This window comes from Paenibacillus cucumis (ex Kampfer et al. 2016) (genome assembly GCF_019748695.1).
Taxonomy (GTDB): domain Bacteria; phylum Bacillota; class Bacilli; order Paenibacillales; family Paenibacillaceae; genus Paenibacillus; species Paenibacillus polysaccharolyticus.
The window spans coordinates 19,455-40,380 of record NZ_JACLIC010000009.1 but is presented as its reverse complement, the minus strand read 5'-3'; the positions used below and the strand labels follow the sequence as shown (position 1 = coordinate 40,380).

The following is a 20,926-nucleotide window of genomic DNA, read 5'->3' as shown; positions in this document are numbered from 1 at the left end:
CCTACTGTAATGACATCTGTCTCTCGTGCTGAAGCAGCCAATTTTTCCGTGTCAGTCCACCTCCATATCCGCCCAATTCACCACTTGCGTTAATCACACGGTGACAAGGAATAACAATAGCTAGCTGATTTGCCCCGTTCGCTTGGGCTACGGCCCGGCATGCAGAAGGTTTTCCAAGGGCTTTTGCGATCTCCTGATAAGATCTCGTTTCCCCGGCCGGAATGGCTAATAACGCATCCCATACCCGCTTCTGAAATGGTGTTCCTAAACAGAACAATGCCGTGTCGAAAGTTGTCCTTTTGCCGTCGAAATATTCATTTAATTCCCGTTCAATGGATCGAATAGGTGCTGTTGTGCCAGGTACAATCGCAGATTTGGTGCGCTTGCGCAGGCGTTCCACCTCGCGTTCCAGCCCTCGGCGATCAATGAATTCGAGTAAATATAAAGCTTGCTCATCCGCTACAGCCATCATGGGGCCAAGTCTGGTATCGATCCAGGCTGCCCTTAATACCCGTTCGTTATCTACATGTGTAGGTGCAGCTCCCATAATCCTTGAAAAGGCATCCCGGAATCCACTGCTGGATTCATATCCGGTGGAGAGTTGGCTATCAATGACAGTGCGCCCTGAACGAATATGTTTCAGTGCTAGTCCCATACGCCGTGCGCGAGCGTATTCGACAAAGGTCATCCCGAATCTTTTTTTGAACTGACGGCGAGCAGTAGATTCATCAATGGATAGTGCCCTGAAATCGTGCCCCTTCCAGCGTTTTTCCGGCTCCTTCTCGACAGCCTCCACCAACATGCGAACCACATCCGAAACTTGATTGGGATGAGATAAAGGACGGCATCGCTGGCATGGACGAAATGACGCAAGCAGGGCTTGCTGAGCGGTCTCATAAAATTCGCAGTTCTCAAATTTAGGTTTCCGAGCCGGGCAGGTGGGACGACAGAATACCCCCGTTGTTTTAACACCGACATAGAATAAGCCTTCATATTCTGAATCTTTAGCGATCAGTGCCTGGTAATACTGTTCCTTCAGATCTGCAGAGATCATAAACCGCACGTCCTTACTCCAGTAGAATCATAATCTTTCCCTTATTATAGGGCAGAATCACACGTCCCATCGCCGAAAATCAGGCATCTATTCTCGAATTGAAACTTTTGTTCAGTCGGACCGATCATTGTTCAGAATTTGTTTAGAATGAAGTGATAACATAGACCTATGTATACGATTAAAAGCTAGTAATATGTGCCTATTTGGCTTTAGAGAGAGATGAAAATTATGTTGTTAAGTGAAGTTATATAGGCAAGCAAGTTGAAGATTGACGAAAAAGGAAGATAACAATCGGGGGTCAGATGGAAATGAAGTATTCCACGTACAAAAGCATTCATGAACCTGAGCAGGTTCTAAGAACCAAGCCGGAATTCTCATATGAAAAACACGCTTCAAGGCTCTTTCTACGAGATCAGATCACACGCCCGGCGATGATTAAGCTACTCATTACGATGAGCGTATTTATTGCTGGTTGCAGTGTAGTATTCAAGGCATCGGCGGGAGATCAGCCTGTGCTACTGAATGAACAGGTTGTTGTATCTTCGGGAGATACCTTGTGGAGTATATCTCTTGCGAACAAACCGGATCAGATGGATACTCGGGTTTATGTCGAAGCACTGAAAGATACAAATCAGTTGTCACACGGAAACATTCAGACAGGACAAGTGCTGGAGTTACCGCAATTGCAACATTAATTACAAGAATTGATACACGTCTGATTCCCATCTTTTTGTATGAAAACTCATACACTCATCACTGCAAAAGAACAGGTGCAGTCTGGAATTTTAAAATCATTTACATATTATGGAGCTTCATGAGGGACGATATGGTGTAGTGATGAATAAGGTTCTAATCTGTGTGTGAGAAGGATGCAAGAAGAACGAAGGGAGAAGATGGAGTATGAAACAGGGGATCAAGAGATCTGCACTGTATACTGCTGTGTTATGTATGGTCATTGTTATTAGCGCCTGTGGCGCCAAAAATAATAAAGAGTCTGTACAGGAGCATGCTTACCCGCAATCCAAGCAACCGATCGAGGAAGCTGGACAGGGATCTATACCTAATGCAGAGGCCAAAAACAAAAATGATCAGAATAGCGCAAAAGGTGAAGAGGGCAAGATGCAGACGCAGTCTAACGCTGCGGCAATGTCAGAGAATATTGATATTGTCATTGATCAATCGGATAAACCGAGTGAAGGCAACAGCTTTGATTTTGCGATCAAACAAGTGCCCAAAGGTTACAGCCTAACGGAAATGCGCTGGACATCCAACACGGTAACGATTGTGAATACGATGCAGGAAGCGATCGAGCATGGCGGGAACGGAGAAGACGGCTTTTATTTTAGCGGTAATGGACAGTTCTCAGGCTTTATCTATTCGGACGAGATGAAAGGTGAACGCGGAAAAGCCACATTTGTCTTTACCAATGATGAGGGTGACATGCTGATGTCCGAGAAGGAGATTCATTTGAAGTAGACGTAGTTAAGTATAGAAGTGGATGGATTCAACTCCTTCGTTCGTAAAGAACGGGGGAGTTTTATTTTACAACTGGGATTTGCTCATGTGGTATAAAATTTCAAATGCAAGCTATACTAGAGTATTGAATATTGTTTAATTTGATTTAAATTGATTTAACTTGGTTATTGAATTTGAGAGAAGAATGACATAATATAGGAGTGTGAGGTGAAATGATCATGTCTATTACATATAGTGAGAAGAGTCTATTTAACAAAAATTCAAATCAAATTGCTAAGGAACTTGCATTTAGGTTAGGTGATTATGAAAACAGCGTTCTGCTGTTTAAAGTTCTTGCACATTCATTGCGTAATAATGAGACTCTTATGCAAGAGTTAGATGAGGAAATCTTCGAAAACCATGAAGCTTTCCAAAAAGGATTCGAGCAATTGCTACAGCACGCATTAATTGTCGCGACAGATAAGGATACAAAGCTTGTATCCCCCTCAGGGAAAAAAGAAATCGCTGAAGAATATACTCCCAGCCAATTAGCCCAGTTTTTCGGTGTTAGTGTCATGACGATTCACAATTGGCTTAAACAAGGCAGATTCATTGGTGTTCAAAAGGCGGCTGCTAATAAACATAATAAAATAGCAGATGATACAGCCTTTAGGATGACATCAGGGAATGTCGTTACTATTCGTGATGTTGTAGATATGTGGAGAAAACAGGAGAATGAATCTATAACCAAAGAAGAGAACAACTTGGAATATTACACTCGTCAAATCTCGTTTTATGAAGAAAAATACAGTGGTGAATTTGAACAAACGCTCGGGACTAAAAGTGAACTGACATCTGAGGAAGAAACCGATGCTCAAGTTTGGCAACACTTGCTTGGGAGGCAGAGACTTGAGTTTGAAGATAGCGAAAAGTAACTTTAAATTCATAGAGAAAAACTTTTCGGATATCATCTCCGAAATTCGAGAAAATGCAAATGGAATTCGAAGTGATAGAAGGAGTATTAGAAAAACAATCCTATTTCATGATTTCTCCAAATTAATTTGTATTGAGGAATTGGATATGGATCGATGTTTCATCGAGTTATATTGGTATGATTGGTACGATAGCAACAAACAATTGATCATGAAATTCCACGCTCATAAACACCCAGAAGGTACGCATTCTTCTGTAACAAAATATGATCCATTCCATATTCACTCTGCTGATGATGAAAGACATCATAATGAGAAGTTTCATGAATTAAATGATATTCTTGAATTTATTCGATTAAGACAACTGAGTTTGAAACGCTAAATTGTAGCAAGGCCTCCTCCATATCCTTTTTTCAGGGTGATGAGAGAGGCCTTTTGACATATCTGATAACTACATAAATTCAAAGAAATAACGAACGACGTGGAACATGACCGGCGAGGTATAGGTGAGACTGTCGACCCGGCTGAGATAACTTTTTTTGAGTGCATCCGACTTGTTGTCATCCCCGATGAGCAGATCCCGTTTCAGCACAGATACGGTGAGGCTGCCGAAGAATCCGGCAAGGCCGATCAGTGCTCCGATGAACAGGGAAAACTGCCAATCAAATGGTGTCAGGTAGGGATAGATGAAATAGGAGGCCGCCGTCGTGACTAGGAATGCACACACAAATCCTTCCCATGTAATAAAAGGATTCGCTGTAGGCACCACTTTTCGTTTGCCCAGATAAAGAGATACGAGATAGTGCACCACATCATTAAGCTGTGTTAGCACAACGAGGAACAACACCAGTTTCGATCCGTACTCGGGTGAGGCAAACGGAAAATAAGCGAGATGACTTAATCCAAACACCATGAGCATGAGTCCCCACTGGGTGGAGCTGACACTGCGCAGGAATCCGATCGTTCCCTTGTTGATCAGACGTGGCATGGGCAAGACGAGAAATACATAGAGCGGAATAAAGATGATGAACATGCCATACCACCCAATGTATATCCAGTAAAATTGCACCGGGATTGCGAGATACGCCCATAGAAATAGACGGCGGTCGGCTTTGCGGGTGTTACGGATCATGGAGAAGTATTCCTTCAGCGAGAAAAATGCCAGCACCATGAGCGAGATCAGCGAGACGATGGGATTAAAAAGGGTAGCAAGGCAAAAGATGGCCAGCATGCCCCACCAGGTTTTAATTTTTGTTCCAATGCCCGAATAATCCTTGTCTGGCTGCAGTTTGGCAATCACTTTGTACACAATATGTATAACGAGTAGAGCTGCGAAAATCAGAGTTAATGTCAGTAGAGAGCTGTTCATGTACGAAGATCACCTGCTTATTCAATGTAAGATTCCATTATAGGGTACCTATGTTATTATGAAGGAATAGTGCCAACTTGATAAGGGGAAATATGAGGATGACCGATGAACGTTCGATTTATATTTTGCTGACGAATACAGGTACGTTGTTTACAAGAGTCATTCAAACTTACACCAAAGCACCGTATAATCACGCCTCCATCTCGTTCGACCGGGAATTAACGGAATTGTACAGCTTCGGTCGCAAACATCCGAGCAATCCGCTGAACGGTGGGTTTGTGAAGGAAGATATCCAGACAGGGACGTATAGTAAATATCCGAATACGACATGTGTCATCTATGAGCTTCGGGTCTCGGAGCGTGAAGTGGAAAAAATGAAGCGGGTGCTACACATTTTCATTCGTAGCCGCCAGAAATATATGTACAACCTGCTGGGCGTTCTTGGTATTACACTCAAGGAGCCGGTGGAGTTCAGCAACTCCTATTTTTGCTCTCAGTTTGTAGCCGAAATCCTGCAACGCTCAGGCATCAAGCTGTGGAACAAGCTGCCTGCGCTGGTGACCCCGGATGATTTTCGCCAGTGCGAGCAACTGAAGCTGGTGTATGAGGGGAGACTGCGTGAATATCAGGTAAATCCGGACCGTTAACAAGAAGTTTCGCTTAAATTTTTTTTGAAATGATGAATTTTGACGAAAAATATGAAGGAATCCACTCTATTTTCAACTATGGAGTGGATTTTTTTCCTTTTATTATCATTTCTTGTTTAGAATCTGTTTATTGTTGTGTTCTAAACTAGGTCTAAAGATACAAGCATAAGGATCAAACATGAAATGAGAGGAGAGCGAAGCCTTGTTCAGAAAGATAGTAAGTTTTATGTTGGTGGCTATGATGTTGCTTCAGATTGTAAGTCCTGGAGGTGTGGTAAGTGCTCGATCTTACCCATACGAACTTTTAAACATGGAGAGACAAGGGTATGATGATTCCAACCCTGGCGAAAAAATAGCTAATGTTCGTCATTTGCTTGAGGAAGGAGAATTGTTACAGCTGCCTCAAGGTTACGCAGCATTAAGCGAGGATCAAAAGAATGAGATTGCCAGAGGTATGATTATGCTGATTCCACTAGATGTGCAATATAATAGTGACAATCAGGCTGTATATGCATTTAATCTGATTTATAACGTCAGTGTAATACCCGGACAGTTCGAGATTGAGACCTTAGGACCGAAAATGGATCAGGTATACAATTTGCTAGGGAAGTGGTACTCCTATTTCCCCAGTGTCGAGAAGGCAGAATGGACACAAGCTGCATCTCGTTATATGCATCTGAATGGTGCGGATTGGACAATGTTTATTGATAATATATTGCTATACAATATTGTTTTCAAAAACAGTTCTGTTACGATCTACCATAATAGCCAGCTCGCAATGTTATATGAGAAACTTAAGGATTACAAAGAGATAAATAAAGCAACGGATATCAACAGTATGAATGAGGCGATTGACTCACTTTTTGAAATATATACATTTATCAAAAACTACGCAATTTTTAGGCCAGATCTGAACTTACCACCATTTGTTTTTAACATGGGGAAGATGTCTACAATTCAGAATGACGACGAAAAAAATGAACTGGCTCAGTGGATGCTTGATCACAAGCAGGATGGCTATGAAACGGTATCTGATGTGCAAAAAGCATTTGATGAGTTCTTTGAACCAGGACTGAGAAAGTTTAACGAATTAATAAAAACAGCGGATAAAGGCAACGCAAATGACTTTATAATTGATGCTGTTGAACTACTGAGCGATAAAAACTTCATAGCTACGCCTGATTTCAAGCAATTATCCTCAGAGGATCAGAATGATATCGCAGTTTATATGCTTAATTTAGATCCACCAACCAGTGAAGGGTACGCCAATAAAGAGCAAGTTGAATACCTCGTGCAGCTAGCTTTAAAGGCGGTTGAATTCATTCATGACATCGGTGGACCGGATGAAATGAGTTCTCTTGATGAACTATATGCGAAGCAGATGCAACAAGTTAACTATCTGGATCAACCTGCTCCTGACAGTATGTTCTATCAGTTTGTTGGTAAATATTCTGAATTCTCAGGCATTGAAAAACGTATCACAGCGGCTATGCTTGAGCTACAACTTAAAAAGGGTCCGTCGTCTGTATTCAAATTATTAACTTCTCTCGATGATGAAGCAAGGTTCACCCCCTTAATTAACAAGGCGCTGACCACTAATGAAATGTTGGGTTCGATGTTCCAATTGAGACAAATTCAATCGGAGATTGCGGACTACAACAAAAACCTAGAACATCCTAAAATGAGCTTTCCGATAGATGTAGAGAAAATAGATGGAATCAAGAAAGATATACAAAAGTCAAATGCACTGGCAGATCACATGATTGCGGAGCGGCCAGATGGGGGGTACGAATCCTTTGTTCAAATCCAGACCTCATTTGACAAATTTTTCTCCAGTGATAATAACACGGATGTATTGTCTGTCTTGAACGCTGCGAGGAAAAGTGGAAATAAAACAGCCATGCGCGAGGCTATGGAAGATCCGGCTTTAGAAATTAAATTTCCTGACGGCTACGAAAATTTAAACCCACAGGTTAGAGATTTCATTGCAGGATTCTTGATCCAATACGTCAGTGAAGATTACGAGAATAAAAATCAGGTTCAACTCATGATTGAACTTGGCATGTTGGCACAATCTGTTTGGGAACAAACGGAGCTTACTGCTTTGAGCAATAAACTGGATCTACTTGCACAAAAGATGGTAGATATATCAGAGTACTTTAACGACCAAGAAGCAGAAGAGTATGGAAGCATTGGTCAAAAATATTTGAAACTCACTAATAAAGTAGACAAAAATGTTTTTGCTTATAAATATCTGTATTCGATGGCCTATGAAAAGTTGGAAGGACTCTACCAAGGAGATATCGTGGAACCAATGGTAGTGTTAGGGCTTTTGACTGCCCCGTATCAATCTATTGAAAAGGCCACCAAAATTGATCCAATGAGTCAGTGGCTCCAAAGTGCTATGGAAGCTCAAATGGAGGGTGAGGCTTTCTTCGAGAAGTATGCTTTTGATCGTACGGGTGCCCTCGACCTGTCCAAAAGAGCAGAGCTTAGCGTGGAAGATCAAAAGGAATTGGCACAATGGGTACTTGATGAACAAGACAGCTATGAGGATATTGGGAATTTACAATATGTAATTAATCGTTTCTTCACTGCCCCTAATGTAAAAGGGGACGACGTTAAAAACGAAATAACAGGTCTGAATGATACGATGGAAATTTCATTCGATGGCAAACTGAATTGGATTGATCTGGCTTCCATTCAGAAGTTGGATTTTAGCGGTAACAAAACAGTATGGGTTCGTCACAAAGCGTTTAGTGATGAGTTGCCAGGCCGTGCTGTGAAGATTATCTTTACAGCCAACGGTGACAGCGGTAATGGTAATGGTTCCACAACTAACCCGGGCAACAACACAGGTGGTAACGGTGGCGGTGGATCATCTGCACTAGTGACGTCCACACCTGCACCAACGACTAAGCAAGAGCAGATCGTGGTGGATGTGAACGGTGTTGACGGCACAAACTTGACCAAAACCCCAATCACACGTACAACCGAAACCAACGGCACGGTTAAAGATTTGGTGAAAATGACAGATGCGATTGCCAAGGAATCGGTTGAAAAAGCAAAACAATTGGGTAGCAATACAGCACGCATTGTGATTCCAGATACGAAAGATGCCGTGTCCGAGACACGGGTCGAAGTCCCAAAAACAGCTGTCAAAGATCTAAGTGACGGTTCGATGAAACTGGAAATTTCGACCGAAAATGCTGTAATCTCCATTCCAACGAAGTCCATTGCTGGATTCGATCAAGACTTATACTTCCGGTTGGTTCCACTCAAAAAGGAATCCGAGCGCAAAGACTTGGAAGAGCGGGCGAAGAAAGAGCAAGTGATTCAGCAAGTTGCTCCAAATACGAATGTTCGTGTACTGGCTCGTCCGGTTGAGATCGAAACGAACATGCAGAGCCGTGAAGTGACGCTGACATTGCCACTAAGCAACAGCTTGCCAACCGATGTGGCAACTCGTCAGCAGATTCTGGATAACCTGGCTGTGTACATTGAACACAGTGATGGCACGAAAGAACTGTTGCGAGGCAAACTCGTGAAACTGGCTAATAACAGCGAAGGCATTGAGTTTACGGTAACCAAGTTCAGTACGTTTACACTGGTTGTCGTCGATGGGCTGAAAGCCTCTCAAAAGACGAATGAGCCATACATCCAAGGTTTCGGTGCCGATTTCCGTCCAGATGCGTTCGTTACACGTGCCCAGATGGCTGCAATGCTGGCTCGTAATCTGCCGGGTGAAACAGCAACAGCTACGGCGGCAGGTACAGCCTTTGCCGATGTAGCCGCAACACATTGGGCAACGAGTGAGATTCAAAAGGCACAAGCTGCAGGTATCATGAACGGTCTCAGTGACACAGCGTTTGCACCAGAAGGTTCGATTACGCGTGCCCAGATGGCAACAATCGCGTACCGCTGGTTGCAGAAACAACAAACGAATGCTGTGACTGCGAGTACTTCAGCAACAGCACCAGAAGCAGCGTCCTTTACGGATGTAGCCGCTGATCTGTGGGCAGCCGATGCCATTGCCTATGTGCAGTCCACTGGTCTGATGACGGGTTACAATGATGGTACATTCAAACCAGACAGCAAGCTGACCCGTGCAGAAGCGGTAAAAGTGCTGAACGTCCTGTTCAAACGTACACCGCTGACGGGAGTGGCCACGCCATCCTTTAGCGACGTGCCAGCAACACACTGGGCCTACACAGATATTGAAGCTGCAGCACAGAAGTAGTTTTTTTAACTAAAAAGATGGAAGCAGAAAACCACCCGAGGGGGTGGTTTTTTGTTTATCTATTGAGATTGAAGTAGCATAGGGACTATGGAAATCATGAATAATGTTTTCACAGTATACTATAACGTAAACGAGCATGAGAGGTGAAGGGATGAAGCTCAATACATCTGTTTCTATTATTGTGGTGATCGCGGTTGCTTTAGGCTTCACACTCGGTTGGTATCTCCATCCGAGCAGTGAACCGGAAAAATGGGAGCCAGATCTGATACATCTTTATCGCGCTGAAGAACAGAAATCAATTAATAAAAAAGAAGATCCGCAACTTTTTGATCAGCTTCTCTCTTTAATCGTATTTGAAAAAGGAGATATGATGTCAGGTGGCAATGCTCCGTTATCAGAAGATGAGGTCAAAGATATAAAAAAGAGTGGCGCCATAGAATATGTCTATAATGAACCAATTACAATACAGATAAACAATGGCAATGACTCTGCAGAAAAAGTGGAATTCACATCGATCCTTTTTCCTGTAGATGATAAGTGGAATGGTGCATGTTACATTCAAACAACGGATTCCAAATATTTGTATTTTGAATCAAGGCCAAGTTTATCTTTTATACTCAGACATATGTAGGTTTCAAAAGAGCTGTCCCCAAAGCCATTCATCGGCTGGGTAAAGCTCTTTGTTGTATATGCTTATTCATAATGGATTGATCTCAATCTCATATCTGCTGCTAAATTTATTCTGCTAAGATCCGACATCTTTAAGTCTATGCTCAACAAGGCTAGTCCTGCTGTTCCGGTATTTCTGATTTTTGTTCATACAGCTTACCCTCTCGCAGCCGATCCACGAATCCTTGAAGCCAGACATAGTATTGCTCTGCATGCTGGAGTTTGTGCAAATCTCGTAATGCCTCTTCCCGTTCTTGTGCAGTTGTATGTTTCGCTAGAATCATGGTTGTCAGGTCAGGGATCACCTCGCGGATGCCTTCCAGCATCACATCCACTTCCCGCTGCAGCTTTAATCCGAAGAAATTTTGAAACGTGCGAAAGAAGTCAGTCTCCGCCACATATTGATCCTGCCGCTCCTTTTTCTCGTCCAGCTTATAGATCATTTGAGACTCGGTTAACGAACGAACGGCATAACTCATGTTGCTTTTACTCATATTCATAGAGGTCTTCATCTCTTCCAGCGTCATCGGACGGTCTTCGAAATACATCACACCATACAATTTACCAAACGTATGATTAACCCCATAGAGATCCATCGTATTGGCAATCGCCTCAATGACTCTCTCCCTCAGTGCAGACCGATCAGGTAACGATAAATGATTCGGGTTCCCAACAATTTCTTTTCCCACAATGTCACCTCGGCAATAGAATAAACGTTTCCACGAACATATTCATATTTTACATGACTCCTTCGAATTTTAACACAACCCCGAAATAGATTTTTCAATTCGAATGTACAATCATTTTTGTACAGAAGATTAAACAAGCCAATATACATCTATAAATTGCCAATTGTTAAAGAAAATTTGGACAATAAGGAGTGGGAGAATTGCGTTTGAAATGTTGGAGGGAGTCGGAGGCGGTTCTATTCACGTTGCCTGCTCTAATCCCGCTGTTGATTTTCTGGCTGGGGCCTCTGGGATACATCGTATATCTCAGTTTTACGGACTGGGACTTCATGAGCCCGGACAAGCTGTTCGTCGGGTTGGATAACTACACGTACCTGCTAACGAACTCTGAATTCTATCGATCTTTGAAAGTGACGCTGTTGTTCGGACTCGGGAGTGTGATCCCTACGATTGTGGGAGGACTTGCACTAGCGATGCTGATGAATAGCAAAATGAAATCATCCGGTATTTTTCGCACATTACTCTTCTCACCATGGGTGACACCAACGGTTGCCGTATCCATCGCTTGGTCATGGATTTTTGAACCGCAAGTGGGACTAGCCAATCTGATGCTGGGCTGGGTAGGAGTATCACCGATCGGATGGCTCCGCGATATGGATTGGGCACTTGTTGCTGTATTGATTGTAACCTTGTGGAAGTCCATTGGTTGGGCGATGGTGTTCTATCTGGTAGCTCTAAGGAATCTGCCTTCCGATCTGCTTGAAGCAGCCTCGATTGACGGGGCGGGAGCTTGGGACAAGTTCAGAAGCATTACGTTGCCGCTGATCTCACCAACGACCTTTTTCCTTTCGATCATTCTGACTATTCAATCGCTACAGGCTTACGACCAGATTAACGTCATGACTCAAGGTGGACCTGCTGGATCAACTCGAACCTTGCTGTATATGTACTATCAGTCTGCTTTTGAATCGTTTAACGTCGGAGAAGCTTCATCGATCGCTGTAGTTATTATTCTGATCTGCGTGCTGTTATCGGGAGTTTCCTTCCTACTTGGCAGACGCCTGGTGCACTACTAATGACAATGACCATGCCCAAAAGTAACACTAGCCAAATGAAGCCCAGAGAGATGCATAAGGCATCCCGTAAAAAAGTAAAAATCAGTGCCATCCTTCGCTATCTGGTGCTAGCTATTATTGCACTTGCCACTGCCTTTCCGTTCTATTGGATGGTCATTAGCGGATTCAAAACAAATGATGAAATCTGGCAGTTCCCGCCGACCTTCTGGCCGGAGACATTTCTGTGGCAGAACTACGTGGATGCCTGGAACGCCGCACCGTTTGCACGGTACATGCTGAACAGCACCGGGGTCGCCATAGCGATCTGTCTGCTCCAGATTGTGAACTCCAGCATGATGGCATATGCCCTGACTCATATGAGATTCCGCCTCAAAGGAACGTTGACCGCCATCATTCTGGTGGGTTACATGATCCCGAGCACAGCCGTATATCTGCCAGGTTACTTGGTGTTAAGTGAGCTGAATCTACTGGATTCCTACACGGGCCTGATCGTATCCAACTGTGTCAGTGTGTTCTCCATTTTCCTGATTCGTCAGGCCTTTATGCAGGTGTCTCATGAACTCGTAGAAGCCGGACAGCTGGACGGGGCATCACACTTCCGCATTCTCTGGACGATTATTGCACCGCTCGTTCGCTCCAGCTTCGCCGTGATGGTGCTGATTACATTCATCGAACAGTACAACAACTATTTCTGGCCAATGCTTATCACCAAAAATCCTGACCTACAGCTGGTATCTGCCGGGCTGCGAAGTTTCTTCGTGGAAGGCGGTGCCTATGGACTGGCTTGGCCGCAGATTATGGCTGCAAGTGCGTTTACCATCGCACCTTTACTTATTCTTTTCGTGTTCACCCAGAAAACGATTATGCAGAGTGTGAACATGACGGCTGGCGTAAACAAGAATTGATATGCTTCACCTTTTGTCTAATAAAGTCACCCAAAAACAGGAGGAACAACAATGAATTGGAGCAAGTCAGGCATGACTTTGAAAAAGAAACTGAACCTGAGCTGGAAAGGTGGCATGTCGCTGGTACTCGCCGCAAGCTTCGCTTTAATAACTGCTTGTGGAACACAAGCCCCGGCAGAATCGAATTCAACAGCGGCTGCTAGCGGCGGCACGGACACTCAGGCCAAAGCGCCGGTGGAGATTGAGTTCTGGTATGGCCTGGGCGGTAACCTGGGCGACAATATGAAGAAGAAAATTGATGCTTTCAACGCTTCGCAGAATGAAGTGGTTGTAAAAGGGATTGTACAAGCTGATTACACGGAGACTGAGCAGAAACTTCAAGCGGCCATTGCGTCCAAGAAAGTGCCTGCTGCCGTTCTGAGTGCCAATATTGACTGGGCCCGCAAAGGTTATTATGCACCTATGGATGAGATGATCGCGGCTGACCCGAACTTCAAAAAAGACGATTTTATTCAAACGTTCCTGGAACAAGGGAATGTAGATGGCAAGCAGTTCTTTTTACCGATGTATGGCACGACGCAAATTATGTACTACCGTATGGATACGTTCAAAGAGAACGGAATTAACCCGGCAAGCCTGACGACATGGGAGAAATTTGCCGAGGCTGCCGCGAAGATGTCCAAGAAAGAAAATGGCAAAACCACTTTCTACGGCTGGGAGCCAATGTGGGGCAGAGATAACATGATCGATGCTGTTATGGGCAAAGGCGGCAAAATTCTGAGTGATGACGGTAAAACGGTGATGATCGACTCCCCTGAATGGATCGAGACATGGGAACTGTTCCGTAAATGGATCAACGAAGACAAAATCATGGGCATTCAATATGGCGGTCAAGGCTGGGAGTATTGGTACAAGACCATTGACGATGTGATGAAAAATAAAGCGGCTGGATACACCGGTTCAAGTGGTGACCAAGGCGATCTGGATTTTAAAATCGTTGCGGCCATGCAACAGCCAGGCTGGGAAGGCATTGGCGAAGGTAAACCTGTAGCGAGTGCAATTCTTGCAGGTATTCCGGCAGCAGCTAGTCCAGAGCAACAACAGGCAGCGTATAAATGGCTGACGTATTTCTCCAAAACCGAGAACACCGCTTCATGGTCGATGAACACAGGTTACATTGCGGTACGCCAATCTGCACAGCAAGACCCAGACTTCAAGAAGTTTAGTGAAGAGCATCCACAGATTACGGTACCATTGCAACAGGCAGCACATGCTTCAGCTCCATTCCGTGATCCAACGGGCGGCAAAATTAACGATGCCCTGAAAGAAGCGGCGGATAAAGTACAGATCAACAATGTTCCTGCAGAGCAGGCGTTAAAGGAAGCTAAAGAAAAAGCACAGAAAGAACTGGATCGCATTGCAAAATAATTCATTGTAATACATGAAGTTTGCATCCTCTCTCATGTATAAGCTTTAGTGCCTAAGCAAAAAGGGCGGTACACCACGTACCGCCCTTTCCATTCATTACGATCACAGACAAGGAGTTAGTCCATGCAAGAGAATAGAGTAGACGATAGAACACAGATGCAGGTTGAAGCCATTCTGTTTGATAAGGATGGGACGTTGCTTGATTTTACAGGCATGTGGGGGTTCTGGACAGGTTGTGTGTTGAATGATTTCAGAGAACAACTGCTTATTCGTGGTCTAGAGATGGATGAAGCCGATCTTCCAAAGATCTGGGGCACGTTTCACGATGAACAGGGACGGATGAACGGTTATGATGTCCGGGGTCCGCTCGCCATGGGTACGATGGATGAAGTATATGCCGTGCTGACGTGGCATGGATATCGTGCAGGACTAAGCTGGGCAGAAGCCAAAATGATCGTAAGAGCATGCCTCGCACAGGCCGAGGAAGCGATGGAGGTACATCGTCCGGCGCATCCGCTGCCCGGTGTAAGAGAGTTTTTGGAGCAGTCACGGAATCAGGGGTTGAAAATGGGCGTAGTGACAGCCGATGAAACGGCAAATGCAGTCAAACATCTGCAATGGATGGGGCTGGAGGATTACTTTGACATCGTCATTGGCACAGATCTGGTGGACCGCGGTAAACCGTTTCCTGACATGTTGCTACTTGCTTGTGAGCGACTCGGTGTACAGGCGCAGCAGGTCATGGTGATTGGGGACACGGACGGGGATATGGAGATGGCAAGAGCTGCTGGAGCAGGCTACAAGATTGGCATTGGTGAGTCTGGGAAAATACAACTGGCGGATCGCACAATCCAGACGTTCCATGAATTACTCTCCGGTGGGTTAGGCCGATGACGAGTAGTCAGACTTATCTGGGCTGGGTGTTGCTGGCACTTGCCATTGCTCTGGAACTGAGTGCCACGATATTACTTAAAGTGTCGGATGGTTTCTCCAGATTGTGGCCTTCCGTGATGATGTTTGTGTGTTACGCCGCAAGCTTCACCTTTCTGAATTATGCCGTTAAGTATATGCCGCTGGCTGTGGTCTATGCGATCTGGTCAGGCGTGGGGATCACGATGATTGGCGTGGTGGGGCATTATTTCTTTGGTGAACGACTGCGGCTGACGTCGATGGTATGGATCGGTTTTATTTTGATAGGCATTATTGGACTGAAATGGAGTGATTCGTAATGAGTACTACTGAGCAGCCACTGGCTACCTTCCAGGTGATCACGGATACACATGTACGGGACGAGGCAGATCATATTCATAACCGGCATCTGGAGCAGGCGCTTGCAGATATAGCTTCGTTTAGCGATGGAAGCAGTGGCATTATGCATGTGGGTGATGTAACCGACCGCGGGTTGCCGAGCGAGTATCGGGAATGGCAGCGAATCTGGGAGCAAAATGCGGAGAAGTTGCCGGAGATACGTTTCACGGTGGGTAATCATGATATTGGTGCAGTCATCTGGCAGAAGCCTCCCCTGGTTTTGCTTGAGATGAATGAAGGTCAGGTAGCGGAGATCCTGGAGCGAGATGCGGAGTTAGAGCATCCGGTGAAACAGACTGCGGAGGAGTCAGCGGCGCTGATTCAGCAACTGGCTGGCAACCAATTCGTGCTACCAGGGCAGACCGCACATGAAGGGGAAATTCACGCAGACATATCCGCTAGAGCCGAAACCATTACCGTCGCGGGATTATGGCATCGGCGTTTGATTGATTTTGAAGTGGCGACAGGAATGAAGGGAACGTACCACGATCATTGGATCGATGGATATCATTACATCTTTCTCGGTACGGAGCAGCCGCATCCTAAGGACTGTGAGATGTCGTCTAAACAACTGGAATGGCTGGATGCGAAGCTGGGTGAACAGGCTATGCCAGATCATCCCATTTTTATCTTTATCCATCAGCCGTTAATGGACACCGTTGCGGGATCGCTTCAGGCACAAGGCTGGTATGGCGTGAATCAGGATGCTGAATTGAAAGCCGTGCTTGCCAAGTACCCACAAGCGATTCTGTTTTCCGGGCATACGCATTGGCAGCTGAAAGCACCGCATACGATGTATGATGGTGCAGGCCACATGCCAACCATGTTTAATGCCTCCTCTGTTGCCTATCTATGGACGGATGAGGATGAACATTTGGAAGGTAGCGAAGGGTTGCATGTAGAGATTTACAAGGATCGAGTCGTTGTGAAAGGGCGGGACTTCACTGCCGGGAAATGGGTTGAAGGCGCTGACTATACAGTGCGATATCCAGTAGTGGAGCGTTAATCATCATTTTTTGTGAAAAGAGGACGATTGATATAATCGTAATTGAAGCAGAGTTGTGTATATACATGACTCTGTTTTTGTCTCAATTTTCACTGCAATTTCATCAATATTAAATATTGTATTTTTTGGGATATACAAGGTATTATTAACATATCCTTTTTGGGGAATGAAATAACTGTTTTGGTAAGGGGATGGCTTACCTTGAGGCATACGAACTGGAATTTATATAGAAAATGGATGTTACCTGTGATTATATCTGTGTTAGGCATTATTATTTTTAATACTTTTAATTTTCTACTCAAAAGCATAGTTGCTCTTGCTGAAAAATTTTATAGTACGGGATATACATTCGGAGAATTTTTAGATCGAATTTCTTAATCCAACTCAAAAGAGGGCATGACCCAATGTATTCATCTGGGCAAAGTTGTAAATGGGTATGCCGAAGATTTATACTCAAATATATACACATGGTTAGCCCTCATTAAGCTCTAATCATGGTTACCAATGAATGTATTTAATCACGGAGAGGATGTAGAAGCGGAATGCGAGAACTTCAGGTTCAAACGAAATATGGTACGGTTCAAGGCGAGCTTTTACACGGTGCAAGTGTATGGAAGGGGATTCCGTATGCGAAGCCGCCAGTAGGAGAGCTGCGTTTCCGAGCTCCGGTACAGCCCGAGTCATGGGAAGGAATCAGACAGGCGACCGAATTCGGGCCTGAGAATATACAACCGCGTCGGGATTCAGAGTGGATGGGCGGGCAGAAGCCGCCAGAGTCAGAAGATAGTCTGTATCTGAACATCTGGGCACCCGAAAAAGAAAACAGTCAGCCTCTTCCCGTTATGGTCTGGATTCACGGGGGATCGTTCGTAACCGGATCAGGCAGTCTGCCTGTATACGATGGCACACAACTAGCCGTTCGTGGCGATGTTATCGTGGTGACGATTAACTATCGTCTGGGGCCGCTAGGATTCCTGCATATGGCTCCGCTGGGTGATTCCTATGTATCCAATGCAGGCCTGCTGGATCAGGTAGCTGCGCTGCAATGGGTGAAAGATAACATTACTGCCTTCGGCGGTGATCCGGGTCAGGTTACGGTGTTCGGCGAATCAGCAGGTAGTATGAGTATTGCCGCATTAATGGCGATGCCAGCAGCCAAAGGGCTGTTCCAACGTGCCATCATGGAGAGTGGTGCTTCGCAGCTCATGCCGTCTGAGCAAGCTTCGGCTTTGCGTGAGGGCATGTTGAAGGTTCTTGGTGTGGACCGAGACAACCTAGCTAAGCTGAACAGCATTCCGGTAGAGCAGATTATGGCGGCAGCAGAAACGGTGAAGCAGCAGAGCGGAGCAGGCATGGCCTTGTTGTTCCAACCTGTGCTCGATGGTGAGACTTTGCCTCAAATACCACTTCAGGCTGTTAGTGAGGGTTTCGCACAGGATGTCTCTGTACTTATCGGCACAACACTGCATGAGGGATCGTTATTTATTCAGCCGGATGTACCATTCTCGAACGAAATTGATATGGTGCAGGGTGTCGACTTCATGACGCCGGATCTGGAGAATCGCGCTGCTATCGCGGATAGTTATCCGAAGACAGCGGATGGACAAGCTCAAGTCATGACGGATATGTTCTTCTGGCGGTCAGCACTACAGTATGCATCTGCACAGCAGAAGCATGCCCCGGTGTGGATGTACCGTTTTGACTGGGTGATGCCGGAGCATCCCCTTCTGAAAAGAGCGATCCACAGCATTGAGATGTTCTTTGTATTTAACACGCTGGATGCGCTGAAATTCATGAAGGCTGTGCCGGATGAAGCGGCTAAAATGCTTGCTCTCAAGGTACAGGATGCCTGGATTTCCTTCGCGAAAAACGGCAAGCCGGAGACAGCAGGAATCGAATGGCCTGAATATCGTGAGGATCGGGCGACACTCATTTTCAACCATGAGATCGAGGTTGTACATGACCCGGAGGCTTCCAAACGCGAACTGCTTGGGGTTAAGTAAGGCATCCTTCATTTCACAAGTCTGATGTTATGCAGAGAGTTCAACAACTTTACAGATTTCAGTATTAATTTCGATATCAGATTCGGTATCCGAAAATTCAAAGGCGGCCTCATGGATTCACCATGAAAGGCCGCTTTTTTGCCTATGTGATCGTCCCTGTAAGAGAGAGTACACTTGATTTATTATTTACGCGAGGCTCGCGTACGGGAGACTTCGTCGAAGTAGAAGGAACGTTTTCCACCCGAGAATATCACGACCAACACATGGATAAACAGGATGATATACACGAGAAAGTACACCATGCTGATACCGAGCGAAATCCAGACGAGATAAGGCTGAATGACATCATCTCGATAGTTAGGGTATGCATATTTACTTACCAGGTGAATAACCGTTAACAGAAGCCACGGAGCATAGATAGCAATCAATCGTTTCAATAGTGTTGAAAGCGTCGGAGTACCCGTTTGACGATCGACATATCGGAACCGGAGAACGGCAGAGCCTGGTGTAACTCCGCTTTGAACCCATGGGATAAAGAACAGAACAATAACCATCGCCGTGGACGTATTTAGTACATCCTGGATATCGTTGGACAAGGTGAAGATTGACATGAGATTGGCGATAATCACCACCACAATACCATCGATCAGTAGTGCAAGTAACTGTGGCACAGGATAGACGCGGTTTTGCTCCACGATTTGCTCACTCTTGGCTTGAATACTCTCACGTGACGGGAACAAAGCCAACACCAGCGGGGCTGCGAAGAATCCAATCACTGCACCGGAGGTGTTCAGCATCAGATCATCCACATCGAACAGCCGGTAAGGACAACTGAAATATCCGTATAACCCGGTGAGTTGGGTGACTTCGAAAAATAAGGAAAGCCCGAAACCAGCGACGAAGGCATGTTTCCAGAACGCCCTCTTTTGCCAGAAATACCGGATATATACCCCCAGTGGCATGAGCAGTAATACATTGAACAGCACTTGCAGGAAAGCTCGGCCCTTAATCATGTTGATCCACGTAGAGGGTTGAGACCAGATGATCGGTGTTTCCCTCATAATGTCTTTCACGAACATAAAGGGTTGAAGGTTGTAATAAACCGCATTCGCTGCGTGGCCAGCACAGTTATTTCGAGTCGCGGGAAGCGGCAGGATCACAAGGCAGTAAGCAGCCATGAGGAAGAAAATAAAAGAAAAGCTGACGGCAAACCGGGACCAGCTAAAGAAGCCGTCTTTGCGATAACCATAGATTAACCAAGGTAGCAGCAGGAACATGGAGGCTATAACAAAGATGATAAACGCGGTCTGAATGGGGAAAACATAGGATGACATAAGCAGAAACTCCTTTGGCATGGAAATATAAGCAGAGGACAATGTCCGTAAGGTTTATAAAATGATTTCGTTACACTGTTTGGATACTTATATATTAAGCGGATTTCCTTAAAGCAAGGGTAGAATCAAGTTTAAATTTGGTTTAAATTCGGTGTAGGTGGAACCTTCCATATAAGTTAAACCGTGTTGCAGTGATCCATCGTATGGAACAAACGGCCCAAATCCCGTATACTTGCATGTAAGCCAATTTTAGAATGGAGAGTTTAATACATATGTCTACTTTGCCTAATTGTCCGAAATGTAATTCGGAATATACGTACGAGGACGGAAATTTGCTCGTTTGCCCGGAATGTGCGCATGAATGGTCTTTGGAAGCAGATCAAGGGGACGCTGAGGAATCCAAAGTTGTGCGTGATGCCAATGGAAATGTACTGAATGATGGGGATACCGTTACGGTCATCAAAGACCTCAAGGTGAAAGGCAGCTCACTCGTCGTGAAACAAGGAACCAAAGTGAAGAATATTCGTCTGATCGATGGAGATCACGATATTGATTGCAAGATCGATAGCTTGGGCGCGATGAAGTTGAAGTCCGAATTTGTGAAAAAGATCTAGGCTGCTGTCGTTCAGGGACTGCACTGTACGTGAGTTCAAATATACTTGTCTTCATCCATGAAGAACGTTCATTTCTGCATTGCTGTGGAAGTGAACGTTCTTTTTTGGCTGTGAAGAGAGAAGAAGAATGAACCTTTGAATGAACGGCTTTGTCTATAGATTTGAAAAGGCTGATGCAGAGAAAGGAGGAGAATTGT

19 protein-coding genes are annotated in these 20,926 nt (G+C 45.0%); 15 read left to right on the top strand and 4 right to left on the bottom strand.

All coding sequences use genetic code 11. The annotated features are described in order from the left end of the window. Position 1 precedes the first annotated feature (1 nt). On the bottom strand, positions 2–1,054 hold the full coding sequence (locus tag H7T88_RS05470) for a bifunctional transcriptional activator/DNA repair enzyme AdaA (protein ID WP_221787681.1): 1,053 nt from the start codon (positions 1,052–1,054) through the stop codon (positions 2–4). 308 nt (positions 1,055–1,362) lie between these two features. On the opposite strand from H7T88_RS05470, the gene H7T88_RS05465 reads away from it, so the two are divergent. The 4 genes from H7T88_RS05465 (at position 1,363) to H7T88_RS05450 (ending at position 3,823) form a co-directional block, all read left to right on the top strand. Then, positions 1,363–1,749: a LysM peptidoglycan-binding domain-containing protein gene (locus H7T88_RS05465; RefSeq protein ID WP_260510731.1), complete on the top strand. Its 387-nt coding sequence runs from the start codon at positions 1,363–1,365 to the stop codon at positions 1,747–1,749. A gap of 205 nt (positions 1,750–1,954) precedes the next feature. Next, positions 1,955–2,530, top strand: coding sequence for a hypothetical protein (locus H7T88_RS05460; protein WP_221787522.1), 576 nt, complete (start codon positions 1,955–1,957; stop codon positions 2,528–2,530). Positions 2,531–2,748: 218 nt separating this feature from the next. Beyond that, entirely contained in the window at positions 2,749–3,444 is a 696-nt protein-coding gene (locus tag H7T88_RS05455) for a helix-turn-helix domain-containing protein (protein ID WP_221787521.1), read from the top strand. After that, complete coding sequence (locus H7T88_RS05450) at positions 3,419–3,823, top strand: toxin-antitoxin system TumE family protein (RefSeq protein ID WP_221787520.1); 405 nt, start codon at positions 3,419–3,421, stop codon at positions 3,821–3,823. The genes H7T88_RS05455 and H7T88_RS05450 overlap by 26 nt, the downstream gene beginning before the upstream one ends. 69 nt (positions 3,824–3,892) lie before the next feature. On the opposite strand, the gene H7T88_RS05445 is transcribed toward H7T88_RS05450, so the two are convergent. Continuing rightward, the gene (locus H7T88_RS05445; RefSeq protein WP_221787519.1) at positions 3,893–4,810 is read right to left on the bottom strand and encodes a phosphatidate cytidylyltransferase; all 918 of its coding nucleotides are present in this window, start codon (positions 4,808–4,810) and stop codon (positions 3,893–3,895) included. 98 nt (positions 4,811–4,908) lie between these two features. Between H7T88_RS05445 and H7T88_RS05440 the strand changes: the two genes are divergently transcribed. From H7T88_RS05440 to H7T88_RS05430, 3 genes are all read left to right on the top strand, one after another. Continuing rightward, positions 4,909–5,457, top strand: coding sequence for a hypothetical protein (locus tag H7T88_RS05440; RefSeq protein ID WP_221787517.1), 549 nt, complete (start codon positions 4,909–4,911; stop codon positions 5,455–5,457). A gap of 202 nt (positions 5,458–5,659) precedes the next feature. Then, positions 5,660–9,697 carry an S-layer homology domain-containing protein gene (locus H7T88_RS05435; RefSeq protein ID WP_221787515.1) on the top strand — a complete coding sequence of 1,346 codons (4,038 nt, stop codon included), beginning with the start codon at positions 5,660–5,662 and terminating at the stop codon, positions 9,695–9,697. Positions 9,698–9,848: 151 nt separating this feature from the next. Further along, positions 9,849–10,328, top strand: coding sequence for a lysis system spanin subunit (locus H7T88_RS05430; protein ID WP_154889884.1), 480 nt, complete (start codon positions 9,849–9,851; stop codon positions 10,326–10,328). A 151-nt stretch (positions 10,329–10,479) separates the two neighbouring features. Here H7T88_RS05430 and H7T88_RS05425 read toward each other — a convergent pair whose 3' ends face one another. Continuing rightward, positions 10,480–11,055, bottom strand: a complete 576-nt coding sequence (locus tag H7T88_RS05425) for a GbsR/MarR family transcriptional regulator (protein WP_154889886.1) — start codon at positions 11,053–11,055, stop codon at positions 10,480–10,482. 200 nt (positions 11,056–11,255) lie between these two features. Here H7T88_RS05425 and H7T88_RS05420 point away from each other — a divergent pair, with 200 nt between their 5' ends. From H7T88_RS05420 to H7T88_RS05390, 7 genes are all read left to right on the top strand, one after another. After that, entirely contained in the window at positions 11,256–12,131 is an 876-nt protein-coding gene (locus H7T88_RS05420; protein ID WP_154889888.1) for a carbohydrate ABC transporter permease, read from the top strand. A 50-nt stretch (positions 12,132–12,181) separates the two neighbouring features. Beyond that, positions 12,182–13,036, top strand: a complete 855-nt coding sequence (locus tag H7T88_RS05415; protein WP_221787513.1) for a carbohydrate ABC transporter permease — start codon at positions 12,182–12,184, stop codon at positions 13,034–13,036. A gap of 51 nt (positions 13,037–13,087) precedes the next feature. Continuing rightward, positions 13,088–14,464 carry an ABC transporter substrate-binding protein gene (locus H7T88_RS05410; protein WP_221787511.1) on the top strand — a complete coding sequence of 459 codons (1,377 nt, stop codon included), beginning with the start codon at positions 13,088–13,090 and terminating at the stop codon, positions 14,462–14,464. A gap of 123 nt (positions 14,465–14,587) precedes the next feature. Beyond that, positions 14,588–15,358, top strand: coding sequence for an HAD family hydrolase (locus H7T88_RS05405; RefSeq protein ID WP_221787508.1), 771 nt, complete (start codon positions 14,588–14,590; stop codon positions 15,356–15,358). Beyond that, the gene (locus H7T88_RS05400) at positions 15,355–15,693 is read left to right on the top strand and encodes a DMT family transporter (protein ID WP_221787507.1); all 339 of its coding nucleotides are present in this window, start codon (positions 15,355–15,357) and stop codon (positions 15,691–15,693) included. Before H7T88_RS05405 ends, H7T88_RS05400 begins: the two co-directional genes overlap by 4 nt. After that, entirely contained in the window at positions 15,693–16,778 is a 1,086-nt protein-coding gene (locus H7T88_RS05395) for a metallophosphoesterase family protein (protein ID WP_221787505.1), read from the top strand. Before H7T88_RS05400 ends, H7T88_RS05395 begins: the two co-directional genes overlap by 1 nt. 542 nt (positions 16,779–17,320) lie before the next feature. Next, positions 17,321–18,781, top strand: a complete 1,461-nt coding sequence (locus H7T88_RS05390; RefSeq protein ID WP_221787503.1) for a carboxylesterase/lipase family protein — start codon at positions 17,321–17,323, stop codon at positions 18,779–18,781. Positions 18,782–18,963: 182 nt separating this feature from the next. Here H7T88_RS05390 and H7T88_RS05385 read toward each other — a convergent pair whose 3' ends face one another. Beyond that, on the bottom strand, positions 18,964–20,115 hold the full coding sequence (locus H7T88_RS05385) for a VanZ family protein (protein WP_221787501.1): 1,152 nt from the start codon (positions 20,113–20,115) through the stop codon (positions 18,964–18,966). Between the two features lie 272 nt (positions 20,116–20,387). Here H7T88_RS05385 and H7T88_RS05380 point away from each other — a divergent pair, with 272 nt between their 5' ends. Further along, positions 20,388–20,729: a zinc ribbon domain-containing protein YjdM gene (locus H7T88_RS05380; RefSeq protein WP_090921192.1), complete on the top strand. Its 342-nt coding sequence runs from the start codon at positions 20,388–20,390 to the stop codon at positions 20,727–20,729. The last annotated feature ends 197 nt before the right edge of the window (positions 20,730–20,926 follow it).